This is a genomic window from Sinomonas terricola, from assembly GCF_034931225.1.
Taxonomy (GTDB): Bacteria; Actinomycetota; Actinomycetes; order Actinomycetales; family Micrococcaceae; genus Sinomonas; species Sinomonas terricola.
Genome location: NZ_JAYGGQ010000003.1, coordinates 61,815 through 77,633, shown reverse-complemented (window position 1 = coordinate 77,633; position 15,819 = coordinate 61,815). Strand labels below are relative to the sequence as shown.

At 70.5% G+C, this 15,819-nt stretch carries 12 protein-coding genes; all 12 read right to left on the bottom strand.

Annotation, left to right across the window (positions count from 1 at the left end; translation table 11 throughout):
• Nucleotides 1–12 precede the first annotated feature (12 nt).
• Nucleotides 13–636, bottom strand: a complete 624-nt coding sequence (locus tag SPF06_RS06100; RefSeq protein ID WP_323278116.1) for a hypothetical protein — start codon at nt 634–636, stop codon at nt 13–15.
• 69 nt (nt 637–705) lie between these two features.
• Nucleotides 706–2,214 (bottom strand): ABC transporter ATP-binding protein, encoded by a 1,509-nt coding sequence (locus SPF06_RS06095; protein ID WP_323278115.1) that lies wholly within the window; start codon nt 2,212–2,214, stop codon nt 706–708.
• Entirely contained in the window at nt 2,211–2,963 is a 753-nt protein-coding gene (locus SPF06_RS06090; protein ID WP_323278286.1) for an energy-coupling factor transporter transmembrane component T, read from the bottom strand. The genes SPF06_RS06095 and SPF06_RS06090 overlap by 4 nt, the downstream gene beginning before the upstream one ends.
• A 70-nt stretch (nt 2,964–3,033) precedes the next feature.
• A complete protein-coding gene (locus SPF06_RS06085) occupies nt 3,034–3,870 on the bottom strand; it encodes an ECF transporter S component (RefSeq protein ID WP_323278114.1) in 837 nt (278 codons plus the stop codon).
• A gap of 120 nt (nt 3,871–3,990) precedes the next feature.
• The gene (locus SPF06_RS06080; RefSeq protein ID WP_323278113.1) at nt 3,991–5,061 is read right to left on the bottom strand and encodes a nucleoside hydrolase; all 1,071 of its coding nucleotides are present in this window, start codon (nt 5,059–5,061) and stop codon (nt 3,991–3,993) included.
• Nucleotides 5,062–5,086: 25 nt separating this feature from the next.
• A complete protein-coding gene (locus tag SPF06_RS06075) occupies nt 5,087–6,064 on the bottom strand; it encodes an aldo/keto reductase (protein WP_323278112.1) in 978 nt (325 codons plus the stop codon).
• Between the two features lie 40 nt (nt 6,065–6,104).
• The gene (locus SPF06_RS06070; RefSeq protein WP_323278111.1) at nt 6,105–6,662 is read right to left on the bottom strand and encodes a hypothetical protein; all 558 of its coding nucleotides are present in this window, start codon (nt 6,660–6,662) and stop codon (nt 6,105–6,107) included.
• On the bottom strand, nt 6,659–7,273 hold the full coding sequence (locus SPF06_RS06065; protein ID WP_323278110.1) for a DUF402 domain-containing protein: 615 nt from the start codon (nt 7,271–7,273) through the stop codon (nt 6,659–6,661). The genes SPF06_RS06070 and SPF06_RS06065 overlap by 4 nt, the downstream gene beginning before the upstream one ends.
• Nucleotides 7,270–9,252: a 1-deoxy-D-xylulose-5-phosphate synthase gene (dxs, locus tag SPF06_RS06060; protein ID WP_323278109.1), complete on the bottom strand. Its 1,983-nt coding sequence runs from the start codon at nt 9,250–9,252 to the stop codon at nt 7,270–7,272. The genes SPF06_RS06065 and dxs overlap by 4 nt, the downstream gene beginning before the upstream one ends.
• A 164-nt stretch (nt 9,253–9,416) precedes the next feature.
• Complete coding sequence (locus SPF06_RS06055) at nt 9,417–12,266, bottom strand: aconitate hydratase (protein ID WP_323278108.1); 2,850 nt, start codon at nt 12,264–12,266, stop codon at nt 9,417–9,419.
• Between the two features lie 229 nt (nt 12,267–12,495).
• On the bottom strand, nt 12,496–13,833 hold the full coding sequence (locus tag SPF06_RS06050) for a class I SAM-dependent RNA methyltransferase (RefSeq protein WP_323278106.1): 1,338 nt from the start codon (nt 13,831–13,833) through the stop codon (nt 12,496–12,498).
• Entirely contained in the window at nt 13,830–15,803 is a 1,974-nt protein-coding gene (locus SPF06_RS06045) for an APC family permease (RefSeq protein ID WP_323278104.1), read from the bottom strand. Before SPF06_RS06045 ends, SPF06_RS06050 begins: the two co-directional genes overlap by 4 nt.
• Nucleotides 15,804–15,819: the final 16 nt, after the last annotated feature.

The window sequence follows — 15,819 nt, the reverse complement described above, 5'->3', positions numbered from 1 at the left end:
GGGGTGCCCCGGCTACGGCGCGACGAAACCCTGCCGCAGGAACGAGGAGATCCCCGGGTCGAGGCCCTCGAGCGCTTCCGCCTCCGTGCACAGGAACGTGAGCGCGCCAGCCCACGCGCTCCGGACCACGACGCCCCCGACGGCCCAGTACGTCGCCACCCGCATGCCGCCCGCGACGACGTCGAGACGCTCGGCCTGCCGGATCCGGCCGTCGGGGAAGTCGATGGCCCCGCCCGGCCTCCGCCGGACCCTGGCCGGCGCCGGGCCCGCGTCCGGCTGCGCCTCGTCGATCCGGCCGAACTCCGCTCCCCCTCGCGACGATTCGGCAATGCGCGCGACGAGCAGGTACTCGCCGCTCGACGGAAGCGTGTCGGCACCGAGGCCTGCCGCCTCTCGGCCGAGCTCCGTCCGGAGACCGCCGGGCTCCTGCCGGAACGCGCAGGCGTCCCAGGTCTCCGGCCCCACGCTCAGAAGGGACTGGGCGGCAAACGGCGCGCCCACGCCGTCGTCGAACGCGACGCGCACGGTGAGCCGCACGCCGTCGAACGATCGGAACAGCGCACCGCGGCGGACTCCGCCCACCCAGAAGCTCTCCCAAACGTGGAAGCCCGCCCATCCCAGCCGCGCCGGCTCCACGGCACCTCCTTCAGCCTCGCTCGCCGCGCCACACAGCGGCTCGGCGCTTCGACCCTACCCGACCCGCGGTCAGGCCGTCGCGAAGCGGCCGGCGTCGAGCGCGAAGACCCGGTGGGAGATGCCGCGGGCCCACGCGAGCGCGTGGGTCGAGAGGACGACGGCGGCGCCAGCCCGAGCGGCCGAGCGCACCGCGGACTCGAGCTTCTCGAGCCCGAACCGATCGAGGCCCACGGTCGGCTCGTCGAGCAGCAGGACGCGGGGACGGCGCGCGAGGACGGTCGCGAGAGCGAGGAGTCGCTGCTCGGACGCGGAGAGCTCGTAGGGGTGCACGTCTGCCTTCTGAACGAGCCCGACGGCGTCGAGCGCCTCGACTGCCCGCGCGCGCGCCGTATCCCGAGAGAGGCTCAGGGCGCGGAGGCCGAACGAAACCTCGCGAAGCGCAGTCCTCTCAAACAGCTGGTCCCGGGGCTCCTGGAAAAGCGTCCCGACCGTCGCGGCAACACGCCCTGCCGGGACGCCCGCGATGTCCGCCCCGCCGATCCGGACCGTCCCAGACGACGGCCGCGCGAGCCCCGCGAAGTGCCGCAGCGCGGTAGACTTGCCGGCTCCGTTCGGCCCCGTGAGCGCGACCACTTGGCCCGCGCGGGCCTCGAGGGACGCGCCGTCGAGCACTGCTCGCGGGGCCAGGCCAGACCCGCGCGCCGTGTAGGCGAACGTCACGTCCTCGAGGGCGGCGAGCGGGGCGCCAGCCGCGGGAGCCTCGGAGCCGGCTGCCGGGCCGCCAGTCACCTCGCCGTGGCCCGCCGCCCCCGAGTCTGCGAACGCGGCCGACGCGAGCACGTCGTCCGGTGTGCCCTCGGCGGCCACGGTTCCGCCGTCGAGCAGGAGGCACCGGTCTGCTTGCCGGACGAGTCCGTCGACGGCGGCCGCGGTCACGACGACCGCCGCCCCGCCCGCGCGCAGCCCGGCGACGATCTCGGCGAGTGCCTCGGCCCCAGCCGTGTCGAGCGACGCGGACGGCTCGTCGAGCACTACGACGTCCGGCCGTTCCACGAGCGCGCAGCCGAGCGCGAGACGACGCTGCTCGCCGCCCGACAGCCGACCGGGATGCCTGCCCAGAAGCTCCTCGATTCCCACGGCGTGAGCGGCCCGACGCACGCGGTCGCGCATCTCGCCACGCTCGACTCCGCGCTGCTCAAGCGAGAACGCGAGCTCCTCCCCAACGCTCGCGGCCGCTCCCGTCAGCAGATCGGCGGCACGCTGCGGCACGTAGGCGACGCGTTCGCCCCACGCGCCGAGCCGCAGCCGCGGATCGTCGCGGCCACCTGCGAACTCGAGCCGTCCCCCGGTTCCCTGCGGTCCGGGGGCGAGCTCGAGCGTGCCGTCGAAGCGCGCGTGGCCCCCGTGGAGCGCCCACCCCGCGATGACCTTCGCGAGCGTCGACTTGCCGCTCCCGGACGCGCCGAGCACCGCGATGAGCGAACCCGGCCCGAGCGCGAGGCGCACATCGCGGACGGCCGCCGGCCCGGCGTCGTCGTATGCGAAGCGGCGCACGTGCACCGTGAGTACCGGAGTCATCGCCCGCCCCCGAGAACGCGGGCGACGGCGGAAACCACGACGGCAAGGACGACGGCGAGGCTCCCCATCGCGAGGACCCACCGGAGGACGCGCTGGCCGCGCGAGTCCGGCTCGTCAACGTACGATGTGCGGCGGCCCGGGAGCGTCTGGCCGCGCGCCTCAAGCGCTGCGGCCCGTTCGCCGGCCTCGTCGACGAGCTGAAGAACGAGAGGAACCACTTGGAGCCGCGCTGCCACGAACCGGCCTCCGAGGCTCTTCCGCACGACGAGCCCGCGCGCCTCCTGCGCCTCGCGGATCCGTTCGAGGCGCTCCGCGACGGTGGACGCGAGGCCGAGCGCCGTCGCGAGCACGTACCCGAGCTGCGCCGGGACGCCGCGGCGCACGAGCGCCGCTCGGAGCACGGGTATCTCGACCCACGTCGAGAATGCGAGCATGACAACGACGAGCGCCGCCGTGCGCAGGACGATGCCGCCCGCGTACTCGAGCCCCTCCGCGGTGACACGCGCGGGGCCGAACGACGCAAGAACAGTGTGCCCCTCGGGGAAGAACAGGCCATGGATCGCAAGGGCCCACAGGGCGAACGGCACGACGACAACGAGCGCCGCGGCCACGGCCTTCCCTAGCACCCGACCCGCCGCAGCGGCGCCGACGGAGGCCGCGAGCACCGCGAGCCACACGGCCCAGTGCGCCCACGCGAGGCACGCGACCGCCCCGGAGCCCGCAAGGACAAGCCCCGTGAGGGGATTCAGGCGCCTCGTCGGAGCCGAGCGGCTGCCGGGGTCAGCGGCGTCGCCCGGCTCGGGATGCTGCGCGGGAAACTCAGGCAGCCGGTGCCGCCTTGGGGCCCACCGTCTCCCCTTGGCGCTTCGCGCCCGCGAGCACGCGGTACCGGCGGACGAACTCGAAGCGCTGCGTGCTGCGCCGCGGGAGCGCGTACGCGAGCGCGGCCGCCACGGAGAACGTCACGAGCTTGTCGGGCAGATCCGACGTGAAGGCGCCGGTCGTGACAGATTGGACGAGGCTGTCCCCGGCAGCGCGGAAGAGCGCGATGACCGCCCCCGTGGCGCCTGTCGCGGTTCCGCCGAAGACGATGACCGCTATGGGCGCCGCGATGGCCGCCGCGACGAAGCCCGTGACGAGACCCGCGATCGGCACCAGGTAGAACCTGCGAACGACGCCAAGTCGGGCCGCGACACCGGCCAGAGCGCCGATGGCCGCCGCGCCGGCGGCGAACGGGAGAACTGACGGGTTGAAGAACGACCACACGAGGTTGCTGAGCAACCCCGTCGCGGCACCGGCCGAGGGACCGGCGAGAAAGCCCACAAGCACGGTGCCGATCGAGTCGAGGTAGATCGGGATGAGCGTGCTTCCGACGAACTGGCCGAGCACGATGTTGAGGACGAGCGCGACCGGGATGAGGGCAAGTGTCGTGGTCGGCAGCGTCGGAAGGATCCCTGCGAAGAGCAGCACCATGGCGAGGCCGAAGCCGACGAGCGCCACGAGCGCCGAGGAAGCGGTGGGCCCGTTCACGACGTCGGCCGGCTCGGACACGATGAGGAATGCGTAGGTCGCGACGACGGCCGCGACGCCGAGGATCGTGAGAACGACCCTCAGGGGCGAACGGCGAGGCGCATCAACCGTGAGCTGATGTGACATGACGGGCATTGTCCTTCGATGGTGGGAAGGCCTCGATGGCGGCCTTCGATGCTGCGGATGGACTGGGTTCCGCCTCATGTCACCTCGGCGGAGGTCCCTCGTGGGGGCCCGTTTGCGAGTCTAGCCGAGCCTCCGCGCGAGCGCCCCGACCGAGAGGACGAGTTCTGCGAACGCCTCGTCGGGTCGGTTGCCGCTCACGATCCGCGCGGTGGCGGGCTCGCCCCAGAGCCCACGGTAGTCGGCCACGGTGGTCCCCAGGAGCCGCGGTGCCTGCGTCTCGACGTGCACGGTCGCCGCCCGGGTCTCGTACCACGCGCTATCGGCCGCGACGCTCGCCGCGAAGTAGTCGTGGATGTGGGCAGCATAGCCCTGGTCGTAGCGGCGGTGGAATTCGAAGTAGAACCGCAGCATGTCGCTCATGTGCCGCACGAGCGGATTCGAGGCCCGGCTCCGCAGCCCCTCCGGCTGGTCCGGGAGCACGAGCTCGGGCTCGGCGCACCCGGCGGCCTCGGCGAGCGCCGCGACGTGGCGCGGATGCAGCTCGATCCGCTCCGTCGTCTCGAGCGCGCACACGATCGGGAGCCGTTCCTCTGGCTGGCCCGCGAACGCCGCGAAGACCTCGGCCGCGGCGTGCGGATCCACGTGGGTGTTCCATTCGGCCGTCGGCGTCGTGTTGCCCTGGTAGTAGTACGAACCGCCCATGATGACGGTTCGCCGGAGCAGCTCGGGGAGCCGCGGCTCGGCGCGCAGGGCGAGCGCGAAGTTCGTGAGCGGCGCCGTGAGGAGCGCCGTGAGCTCGCCGGGGCGCGCCCGGGCGGCCTCGACCCAGAGTTCGACGGCGTCCCGAGCGTGGTGTGTGCGGCGCGCAGCGGGGAGCTCGGCGTAGCCGATTCCCTGGGGCCCGTGGGTCTCTGGTGTCGTGACGAGCGGGACGCGGAGCGGCGACCTCGCGCCGATGGCCACGGGGGTGTCCGCCCGCCCGCACAGCTCGAGGAGGGCCAGGTTGTTGCGCGCCACCTGCTCGGCGGCCACGTTTCCGGGCGTGCTCGTGACGGCGACGAGCTCGACGTGCGGCTGACTGCACAGGTAGATGAGCGCGAGCGCGTCATCGATGCCCGTATCGCAGTCGAGGAGGATCGCCGCGGGTTCGCGGCTCGGCTCGTGCGGGACGGGCCGTGAAGCGTCGTGCATGGGACTCCCTTGGGAAGGCGCCGGCCTAGAACAGGGCGACCTTGGGCGTCCGAGGGAAGATCTCGTCGAGTTCCGCGAGGTCCTCGGTGCTCGGCTGCCACGAGGCAGCCTCGGCGTTCTCGCGGATCTGCTCGGGCCGCGTGGCGCCCGCGATGACGCTCGCGACCGAGGGCTGCGCCGCGAGCCACGAGAACGCGACCTGGAGCTCGGTCAGGCCACGCTCCTCGGCGAACGCCGAGAAACGGTCGAGCTGGTCCCAGTCGGCGTCGTGGACGAGGTTGGTCCGCGAGTGCGAGAGGCGCGAGCCCTCCGGGGCGACGCCCCGCGAGTATTTTCCTGTCAACAGGCCGTTGGCGAGCGGGAAGTAGGGCAGGACGCCGAGCCCGTACGCCTCCGCCGCCTCCGTCACCTCGAGCTCGGCGCGGCGGTCGAGGAGGTTGTAGTGGTTCTGGCTCGAGATGAACGGCGTGTAGCCGCCCATGCGCGCGACGAACTCGGCCTCGGCAATCTGCCACCCCGCACGGTTCGAGTGGCCGATGTAGCGCACCTTTCCCTCGCGGACGAGGTCGTCGAGGGCGGAGAGCGTCTCCTCGATCGGCGTCTCGGGGTCCGGCGTGTGGAACTGGTACAGGTCGATCCAGTCCGTGTCGAGGCGGCGCAGGGAGGCCTCGACGGCCTGCTGGATGTAACGGCGCGAGCCGCGTGCGCCGAAGTCCTTGCCGTTCGCGCCGTGCATGTCCATGCCGAACTTGGTCGCGACGATGACGTCGTCCCGCCGGCCCTTGAGCGCTCGCCCGAGCATCTCCTCGCTCAGGCCGGGTGTCTTCCCGTAGACGTCCGCGACATCGAAGAGCGTGATTCCCGCATCGATAGCGGCGTGGACGACGGCGTCAGTCCCCTCCTGCGACTCGGTCGGGGTGTTTGCACGGCCCAGATTGTTGCACCCGAGGCCGACGGTCGAGACGGTCAGGCCTGAGCGGCCGAGGCGGCGGTAGTCAGTCATAGCGCCAGCCTACTCGGGCCCATCGGGGGCAGTGCACCCGTCAGAGCGAGAAGCTGCGGACTCCCGCGGGCGCGTGCTTGAGCTTGAATGCGTCGGGTGCATCCGGACCAGCGACGGCGATCGAGAGCTTCGTGAAATCGCTCGTCGCCTCGCGCAGGCAGGTCTTGACGGCCGCGACCGCGGTGGAGGGCTCGACGCAGCGCGTGAAGATCGTGAGCTTGCCGGACCCCAGCGTGCTGCCCTCGACCGTTCCGAGGCCCCGCCACGCCAGATGAGCCGTGAGGGCGCTGACGGCCTGACGCTCGAGGAACCGGTCCCGATCCGTCCCGTCCTGAGACTTGAGCGAGAACTGGGCCACGACCCGGTGCTGCTCCGACTCGGGGATCTCCGCATACCCGTCCTCGCCGCACTGGGCAGCGAAGGCTTCGAGAAGCGCGCCGCCGGCGGCAGCATCGACGTCGTCCGTGGCCTTCGACGTCGAGACGTGCCCCACGGTGCCGTGGTTCACCACGAACTGCGCCGCCTCGTCGTCGTGCCACGCCTCCCTGAATTCCAAAGTGCCGTCGGTGCGGCGGCGGTAGACGCGCAGGAAGCTCATGAACGGTCCTCTCGTGTGTGCTGCCGCCCCGCGGCAAGCCAAGTGTCAGCCACGCCGTCGAACGGGCCTGCCCCGCGCCGCACGGCGTCGTACAGCCGCGCGCATTCCTCGCGCACGGCGCTCACGAGCCACGGGGGGTACGCCATGCTCGTGCGGTGCTCCTCGAACTCGTCCTCGTCGTCCACGAACACGCCGCGGGTCGCGGAGCGGATCACGTCGAGGTCCATGTCGATCATGTGGAACTCGACGGCGCCCTTCCGTTCGGCCGAGGACGGCCTGATCCGGCGCCACGAGAGGTCCCACGCGAGGTCGACGTACACCCGGAATTCGCCCGGGTTCTCGTCATCGTAGAACGTCGCGGCGAACTTCCCCTCGCGGGGCACGAGCAGGACGGCGTCGGAGAGGGTGTGGAGGGCAACGCCCGGCCGGGAGATGAACTCCCCCCGGCCCTGGTAGATCCACGCACCGTGCTCGTCGTCGCCGAGGTGGAACCCCGGGACCACCCAGTGGGCGCTTCCGTCCCACTTGCGGTTGCGGGCGACGACGAGCTCCCCCTCGCGTGGGAGGTCGCCGTCGGGCCATTCCCCGGCGGACGTCGCGTCGGGCCTCACAGCTGCGGGAGGCTTCCGGTCCGCGGTGCGGACTTTCCCGGGAGGGGGCGTGCGAACGGGACCTTGGTGCCGAGCACCTGGGCGACGATGTCATGCGTGATCTGCTGGCCCGTGAGCCCGACGCGGGCGAGGACCTCCGAACGCGTCCCGTGGTCGAGGAACTCGGCCGGGAGGCCCACTTCGTTGAGCGCCGTGTCGACGCCCTCCGCGCGCATCTCCTGCCGGATCCGCGAGCCGACGCCGCCCGCGCGTACGCCATCCTCGAGGCACACGACGATGCGATGCTCGGCCGCGAGGCTGATGACGCTCTTCGGCACCGGGAGGACCCAGCGGGGATCCACGACCGTGGAGCTGATCCCCTGGCGATCGAGCCGCTCGGCGACGTCGAGCGCGAGATCGCTCATGGCGCCCACGGCGACGAGGAGGACGTCGCGTCCGGGCTGCCCCGGCCCGCTCGAGCCCAGCCGGCGCAGGATGTCGACGCCGTCCGCGAGGCGCTCGACGGCCTCCGTCTCCGGGCCCACGGTCCCCTTCGAGAAGCGCACGACGCTCGGGGCGTCGGAGATCGCGACCGCCTCGCGGAGCTCCTCGCGGAGACGCGTCGCGTCGCGCGGGGCGGCGAGGTGCAGGCCAGGGACGCTCTGGACGAGCGCCATGTCCCACTGGCCGTGGTGGCTCGCTCCGTCCGGGCCGGTCACTCCGGCGCGGTCGAGGACGATCGTGACGCCGGCCTTGTGCAGCGCGACGTCCATGAGGAGCTGGTCGTAGGCACGGTTGAGGAACGTCGAATACACGGCGACGACCGGATGCAGGCCGCCGAATGCCATGCCCGCCGCGCTCGTGACGGCGTGCTGCTCGGCGATGCCGACGTCGAAGACCCGTTCGGGGTGCCGCGCGGCGAACTTGTGCAGGCCCACGGGGATGAGCATCGCGCCCGTAATCCCCACGACGTCGGGCCGCTCGTCCGCGATCGCGGCGATCTCGTCCGCGAACACGCTCGTCCACGAGGCCGCTCCGCCCGCCGAGACGGGCTGGCCCGTGTCCGGGTCGATGACGCCCACGGCGTGGAACTGGTCCGCCTCGTCGGCCCGCGCGGGCGCATAGCCGCGCCCCTTCTCGGTGATCGCGTGGACGATGACGGGGCCTGCGAAATTCTTGGCGGTCGCGAGGGCGTGCTCGAGGGCCTTCTCATCGTGGCCGTCGACGGGGCCGAGGTACTTGAGCCCGAGATCTTCGAACATACCCTGCGGCGCCCACCAGTCCTTGACGCCCTTCTTCGCGGCATGGAGGCTCTTGTAGGCGAAGCGGCCCACGGGGCCGCCCTCCTGGAGTCGCTTCTTCCAGAACTCGAGCGCACCCTCGTACGCGGGAGCCGTGCGCACGGCATCGATCGCCGGCCGGAGCGAGGCGAGATAGTCGGCGAGTCCGCCGACGGTCGGAGCGTACGAGCGTCCGTTGTCATTGACGACGATGACGACGCGGCGGTCCTTGTCCGCGGCGATGTTGTTGAGGGCCTCCCACGCCATGCCGCCCGTGAGCGCGCCGTCCCCCACGACGACGACGACATACCGGTCGCCTTGGCCGGTGAGCTTGCGCGCCTTCGAGATGCCATCTGCCCACGAGAGCGACGACGACGCGTGCGAGGACTCGACGATGTCGTGCTCGCTCTCGGAGCGCGACGGATAGCCGGAGAGGCCGCCCTGCTGGCGCAGCGTCGAGAAGTCCTGCCGCCCCGTGAGCAGCTTGTGCACGTAGGACTGGTGCCCCGTGTCGAAGACGATGCTGTCGCGCGGCGAGTCGAAGATGCGGTGGATCGCGAGCGTGAGCTCCACGACTCCGAGATTGGGGCCCAGATGGCCCCCGGTCTGGGCCACGTTGCGGATGAGGAACTGGCGGATCTCTTCGGCCAGATCCGTCAGTTCGTGGGAGGCGAGTCGGTCGAGGTCCTTCGGTCCCCGAATGCTCTCCAGAATGCCCAACGGCGGCTCCTTGCTCGAATCGTGCTCAACCCACTGTAGCGCTTGGGCTTCGGAGGCTCGGGAATCAGTCCAGGAATCGGGCCGGGAACGGGCGAGGGCCCCCACCGTCTGGTGAGGGCCCCCGAGTGGACGGAGCAGCCCGCGGGTGGCCGTGCGCTACCGCGTCACTTCGCCGAGATCTGGCGCAGGACGTACTGCAGGATGCCGCCGTTGCGGTAGTAGTCCGCCTCGCCGGGCGTGTCGATGCGCACGACGGCGTCGAAGGACTTCGCGGTGCCCTCCTCCGCCGTCGCGGTCACCGTGACGGTCCGCGGCGTCGTGCCGTCGTTGAGCTGCGTGATCCCCTGGATCGAGAACACCTCGTTGCCCGTGAGGCCGATGGTCGCCGCGGACTCGCCCTCGGGGAACTGCAGCGGGAGGACGCCCATGCCGATGAGGTTCGAGCGGTGGATGCGCTCGTAGCTCTCGGCGATGACGGCCTTGACGCCCAGAAGGGCCGTGCCCTTCGCGGCCCAGTCGCGGGACGAGCCCGAGCCGTACTCCTTGCCCGCGAGGATCACAAGCGGCGTGCCGGCCGCCTGGTAGTTCATCGCGGCGTCGTAGACGTAAGCCTGCGGAGCGCCGTCCTGCGTGAAGTCCTTCGTGAAGCCGCCCTCGACGCCGTCCAAGAGCTGGTTCTTGATGCGGATGTTCGCGAACGTGCCGCGGATCATGACCTCGTGGTTGCCGCGGCGCGAGCCGTAGGAGTTGAAGTCCTTGCGCTCGACACCGTGGGCGAGGAGGTACTGGCCCGCGGGGGTGTCCGACTTGAACGAGCCGGCCGGCGAGATGTGGTCGGTCGTCACCGAGTCGCCGAGCTTGAGGAGCACGCGCGCGCCAGCGATGTCCGAGACCGCGTCCGGCTGCGCTTTCATGCCCTCGAAGTACGGGGGCTTCCGGACGTAGGTCGAGTCGTCGCTCCACTCGAAGGTCGAGCCAGTCGGGGTGGGCAGCGAACGCCAGCGCTCGTCGCCGTCGAAGATCGTCGCATAGGACTTCGTGAACATGTCCTGGTCGATCGAGGCGTCCATGACCTGCTGGACCTCGATCGGGTTCGGCCAGATGTCCTTGAGGAACACGTCGCTGCCGTCCTGATCCTGGCCGAGGGGCTCCGCGTCGAAGTCGAAGTCCATCGTGCCGGCGAGGGCGTAAGCGATCACGAGCGGCGGGGACGCGAGGTAGTTCATCTTCACGTCCGGGTTGATGCGGCCCTCGAAGTTGCGGTTGCCCGAGAGCACCGACGTGACGGAGAGGTCGTTGGCCTGGACGGCCTCCGAGATCTCCGGCTCGAGCGGGCCCGAGTTGCCGATGCAAGTCGTGCAGCCGTAGCCGACCGTGTAGAAGCCGAGCTTCTCGAGGTACGGGACGAGGCCCGACTTCTCGTAGTAGTCCGTGACGACCTTCGAGCCGGGGGCCACCGAGGTCTTGACCCACGGCTTGGACGCAAGGCCCTTCTCGACGGCGTTGCGGGCGAGGATCGCAGCGGCGAGCATGACGGAGGGGTTCGACGTGTTGGTGCACGAAGTGATCGACGAGATCGTCACCGCGCCGTGGTCGAGCTCGAACTCGCGGCCGTCCTCCATCTTCACGTGAACCGGCTGCGACGGGCGGCCGAAGGCACCGCTCGCAGCCGATTCGATCGGGTTCGCGAGGCGTGCTGTCTCGTGGACGTGGCTGTCCGCTTCGGTCGTCGTGGGGGCATCGGAGGCCGGGAAGGACTCGTCGATCGTCTCGTCGACGCTGCCGTCCTCGACGTGGCCGTCGCCGATCTGGACGTAGTTGTACAGGTCCTTGCGGAACTGCTCCTTCGCGTCCGAGAGCTCGATGCGGTCCTGCGGCCGCTTCGGGCCGGAGATCGACGGGACGACCGTGGAGAGGTCGAGCTCGAGGTACTCCGAGAAGCGCGGCTCGTGCGAGGCGTCGTGCCAGAGGCCCTGCTCCTTCGTGTACGCCTCGACGAGGGCGAGGTTCTCCTCGGAGCGGCCGGTGAGGCGCAGGTAGTCGAGCGTGACCTGGTCGATCGGGAAGATCGCGGCGGTCGAGCCGAACTCGGGGCTCATGTTGCCGATCGTCGCGCGGTTCGCGAGCGGGACCTCCGCGACGCCCTCGCCGTAGAACTCGACGAACTTGCCGACCACGCCGTGCTTGCGCAGCATCTCGGTGATCGTGAGGACGACGTCGGTCGCAGTGGCGCCGGCCGGGATCGAGCCCGAGAGCTTGAAGCCGACGACGCGCGGGATGAGCATCGAGACGGGCTGGCCGAGCATGGCAGCCTCGGCCTCGATGCCGCCGACGCCCCAGCCGAGGACGCCCAGGCCGTTGACCATCGTCGTGTGCGAGTCGGTGCCGACGAGCGTGTCGGGGTACGCACGGAGGACCTTGCCCTCGGCAGTCTCGACCTCGCGCGTCATGATCGTGCGCGCAAGGTACTCGATGTTGACCTGGTGCACGATGCCCATGCCCGGCGGGACGACCTTGAAGTCCTCGAACGCCGTCTGGCCCCAACGGAGGAACTGATACCGCTCGCCGTTGCGCTGGTACTCGATCTCCATGTTCCGCTCGATCGCGCCGGCGTTGCCGAACACGTCGATCTGCACGGAGTGGTCGATGACGAGCTCGGCCGGCGCGAGCGGGTTCACGCGCTCGGGATCACCGCCGAGGTCCTTGATCGCCTCGCGCATAGTGGCAAGGTCAACCACGCACGGAACACCTGTGAAGTCCTGCATGATGACGCGCGCCGGCGTGAACTGGATCTCCGTGTTCGGCTGCGCTGCAGGGTCCCAGCCCGCCAAGGCCCGAACGTGGTCCGCGGTGATGTTGGCACCGTCCTCGGTGCGGAGAAGGTTCTCGAGCAGAACCTTGAGGCTGAACGGGAGGGATTCCGACCCCTCGACGGCGCTCAGTCGGAAAATTTCGTAATCGGTGCCGCCGACGTTCAGTACGCCCTTGGATCCGAAGCTGTCCACAGTGCTCAATGCACCACTCCTCTCGCAACACTGCCATCTTTGCCGCGCGGAAGGGCCGTTGCTAGTTAGGTGAGCCTAAGCTAGCTTGCGCCCGCCGCGCCCTGGCTCCCAGCGCCACGCCCCATCCTAGTTCTGGCCTCCGGACAAGGCGACGGGGCCAGTTCTGTGACGCGAGGGGCTACCTGCCGGGCCGCAGCAGCGCGACAGTCCGCCCCCTCCCCCACCCTGATCCGAGCGGCTACCTGCCGGGCCGCAGCAGCGCGACAGTCTCTACGTGGTGGGTCTGCGGATACAAGTCGAACGCCCGCAGCCACTCGAGCCGCCACCCGGCCTCGAGGAACCAGCCGAGGTCCCGTGCGAACGACGCGGGATCACACGCGACATACGCGACGGCGCCGGGCGCAGCATCCACGAGCTGGCGGACGACCTCACGGCCCGCCCCGGCACGAGGCGGATCGAGCACGACGGCGTCGAACCGCTCCCCCGAGTGCTGCCGCAGGACACGCTCTACACGCCCTTGGACGACGTCGACGTGCCGGTGCCGCTTGAACGTCCGACGGGCGTCCCGGCTCGTCCCGGGCGAGCCCTCGACCGAGAGGACGAAGCCGGACGGCCCGACGGCCGCCGCGAGCGGGGCCGTGAACAGCCCGGCACCGGCGTACAGGTCCGCGGCCGTCGCGCCGGCGCCGAGAACAGGGCCGACGGCGCCGAGCACCGCTTCCATGAGGGTCTCGGGCGCCTTGCGATGGATCTGCCAGAACCCCTCGCCGGTCACCGTGTAGTGATATCCCGCGGCTTCCTCAGCGACCGAGCCGTGGCCCCGGAGCGTGAGCGGCGCCTTTCCACGCGGCCCGACGGCGCTCACGGAAGCGCCCAGGTCCACGCCCTCGACAAGTTCCCTGAGCCTCGTCGACGGGAGCTCCTCGGCGAGCGTGAACACGACAAGCGGCGATGTCCCGGACGCGGGTGCAGCCACCTCGACCCGCTCGACGCCGGCCAGATCGACGCCCCAGAGCCCGAGGCGCGAGATCGCGTCCACAGCAAGCGGCATATCGTGCACGGCGACCGTCTCGGTCGAGCGGTGCGCATGCATCGCAAGCCGCCCATCGCCGTCGACCGCGAAACTGCAGCGCGTGCGCCAGTGGAGACCGCCGTCGTCGGCTGTGCCGGCGTCCGCACGGGGCGCCTCGGCGGGCACGGCCTCGACCTCGACATCGAGCTCGAGGTGCGCGAGCCGCGCCAGCTGCTCGCGCACGACGGCGGCCTTGAGCCGCCGCTGCTCGGCAAGCTCGATGTGGCCGAACTCGGCGCCGCCCACCGGGAGGCGCCCCTCCGCGTAGGCTGCGAGCGCATCTGCGGGGGCCCACACGTGCGGGCGGCGGGCCGGCGAGGCCTCGATCACGTCGACGACGTCGCCCCGCCAGAAGGTCTTACCCTCCTCGGCTTCCGTGAGCCGCACGCGGACGGCCTCGCCCGGAAGGCCGTGGCGCACGAAGACGACGCGGCCCTCATGGCGCGCGACAGTGTGCCCGCCGTGCGCGATGGGCCCAAGCTGCAGTTCGAGGAGGTCGCTCATAGCTCCTGCAGCCTCCGTGCGTGCTCCGACGACTTGAGCTGCCACGGCACGCTCGCGACCATGACTCCGGGCTCGAAATGCAGGCGCGCCTTGATCCGGAGCGCCGTCTGGTTGTGGACGAGCTGCTCCCACCACTTCCCGACGACGTACTCGGGGATGTAGACGACGATGAGGTCGCGCGGAGACTCGCGGCGCATGCCGTCGATGTAGTCGAGGAGAGGCGTCACGGTTTCGCGGAACGGGCTGGCGAGGACCGTGAGCGGCACGGGGATGGCGAGCTTCTCCCAGTCGGCCACCGTCTGCGCGGTCTCCTCGGGGCTGATGTCCACCGTGACGGCGTCGAGCCGGGACGGGCGCGAAGCGCGCGCATACGCCAGCGCGCGCAGCACGGGCTTGCGCACGTGGGAGACGAGGAGGACGGCGTGGACGCGGCTCGGGAGCGCGCGCGCCGAGGCGTCGTCCCCGACCGCGAGCTCGCGGGCCACCTTGTCGTAGTGCGCACGGATGCTCCACATGATGAGGAAGAGGATGAACATCGCGAGGATCGCGATCCACGCGCCATGCTCGAACTTCGTGATGAGCACAATGACGAGCACGGTCGCGGTCATGCCGAAGCCGATCGTGTTCACGACGCGCGAGCGCATCATACGCTGGCGGACGTGGCGGTCCTTGACCCGTTTGAGCTCACGCGTCCAGTGCCGGATCATGCCGAACTGGCTCGACGTGAACGAGACGAACACCCCCACGATGTAGAGCTGGATGAGCTTCGTGACATCGGCGTCGAACGCGACGATGAGCACGAGCGCGCCGGCCGCGAGCGCGAGCACCCCGTTGCTGAACGCGAGGCGGTCGCCGCGCGTGCGCAGCTGCCGTGGGAGGTAGCCGTCCTGGGCAAGGATCGAGCCGAGGATGGGGAAGCCATTGAAGGCCGTGTTGGACGCGAAGACGAGGATGACGCCCGTCGCCGCGACGACGATGTAGAAGGCGATGCTCCCGCCCCCGAAGACCGCGTCCGCGATCTGGCCGATGGCCGGCGTCTGGACATAGTCGGCCGAGAGCGGCTGGCCGTTCTGCCGGAGCTCCGTGGTGGGATCCTGGGCGAGATGGACGTGGGTCGCGTTCGCGAGGAACAGGATTCCCGCGAGCATGCTCGCCGCGACCAAGCCGAGGGCGAGCAGAGTCTTCGCGGCATTGTCGCTCTTGGGCGGCTTGAAGTTCGGGACGCCGTTGCTGATGGCCTCGACGCCCGTGAGGGCAGCGGCACCCGAGGAGAACGCGCGCAGCAGGAGGAATCCGCCCGCGAGGCCCACGAGCCCCTGGTCGAAGTCCGGGGACGGCACGATCTCGAAGGCCGCGCTCGCCGCTGGCTTGAGGTTGCCCGTGAGGAACTGCACGAGCCCCACGAGGGTCATGCCGAGAATCGAGGCCATGAAGATGTAGGTCGGTGCTGCGAAGACTGTCCCCGCTTCCTTGACGCCCCGGAGGTTGACGAGCGCCAAGATCACGACGCCGACGACGGCGATCGTCGCCTGCTGCCCCTCGAGGAACGGCAGCGCGGTCGTGAGGTAGCTCGCGGCCGAGGACATCGAGACCGCGACCGTCAGGACGTAGTCGACGAGTAGAGCCGATGCAACGGTGAGCCCCGCAAAGCGGCCGAGATTCGTCGTCGCGATCTCGTAGTCTCCGCCCCCCGAGGGATACGCGTGCACGTTCTGCCGATACGACGCGACGACGGTGAGGAGCACGAGCATCACCGCGATGCCGACCCACGGGGAGAGCGCGACGGCGCCCACACCCGCGAGGGCAAGCGTGAGGAGGATCTCATCGGGCGCGTACGCGACGGACGAGAGCGCGTCCGAGGCGAAGATCGGGAGGGCGATCCGCTTCGGCAGGAGCGTGTGGCTCATCCGGTCGTTGCGGTAGGGCCGCCCGACGAGCACCCGTTTCACCGCGTTGAGTATCTGCAGCACTCTGACACGGTATGCG

What these genes read in the sequence shown, in the direction of transcription:
- SPF06_RS06095 (WP_323278115.1), bottom strand. Translation starts at nt 2,214, where the DNA reads ATGACTCCGGTACTCACGGTGCACGTGCGCCGCTTCGCATACGACGAC.
- SPF06_RS06080 (WP_323278113.1), bottom strand. Translation starts at nt 5,061, where the DNA reads ATGCACGACGCTTCACGGCCCGTCCCGCACGAGCCGAGCCGCGAACCC.
- SPF06_RS06070 (WP_323278111.1), bottom strand. Translation starts at nt 6,662, where the DNA reads ATGAGCTTCCTGCGCGTCTACCGCCGCCGCACCGACGGCACTTTGGAA.
- SPF06_RS06050 (WP_323278106.1), bottom strand. Translation starts at nt 13,833, where the DNA reads ATGAGCGACCTCCTCGAACTGCAGCTTGGGCCCATCGCGCACGGCGGG.
- SPF06_RS06075 (WP_323278112.1), bottom strand. Translation starts at nt 6,064, where the DNA reads ATGACTGACTACCGCCGCCTCGGCCGCTCAGGCCTGACCGTCTCGACC.
- SPF06_RS06085 (WP_323278114.1), bottom strand. Translation starts at nt 3,870, where the DNA reads ATGTCACATCAGCTCACGGTTGATGCGCCTCGCCGTTCGCCCCTGAGG.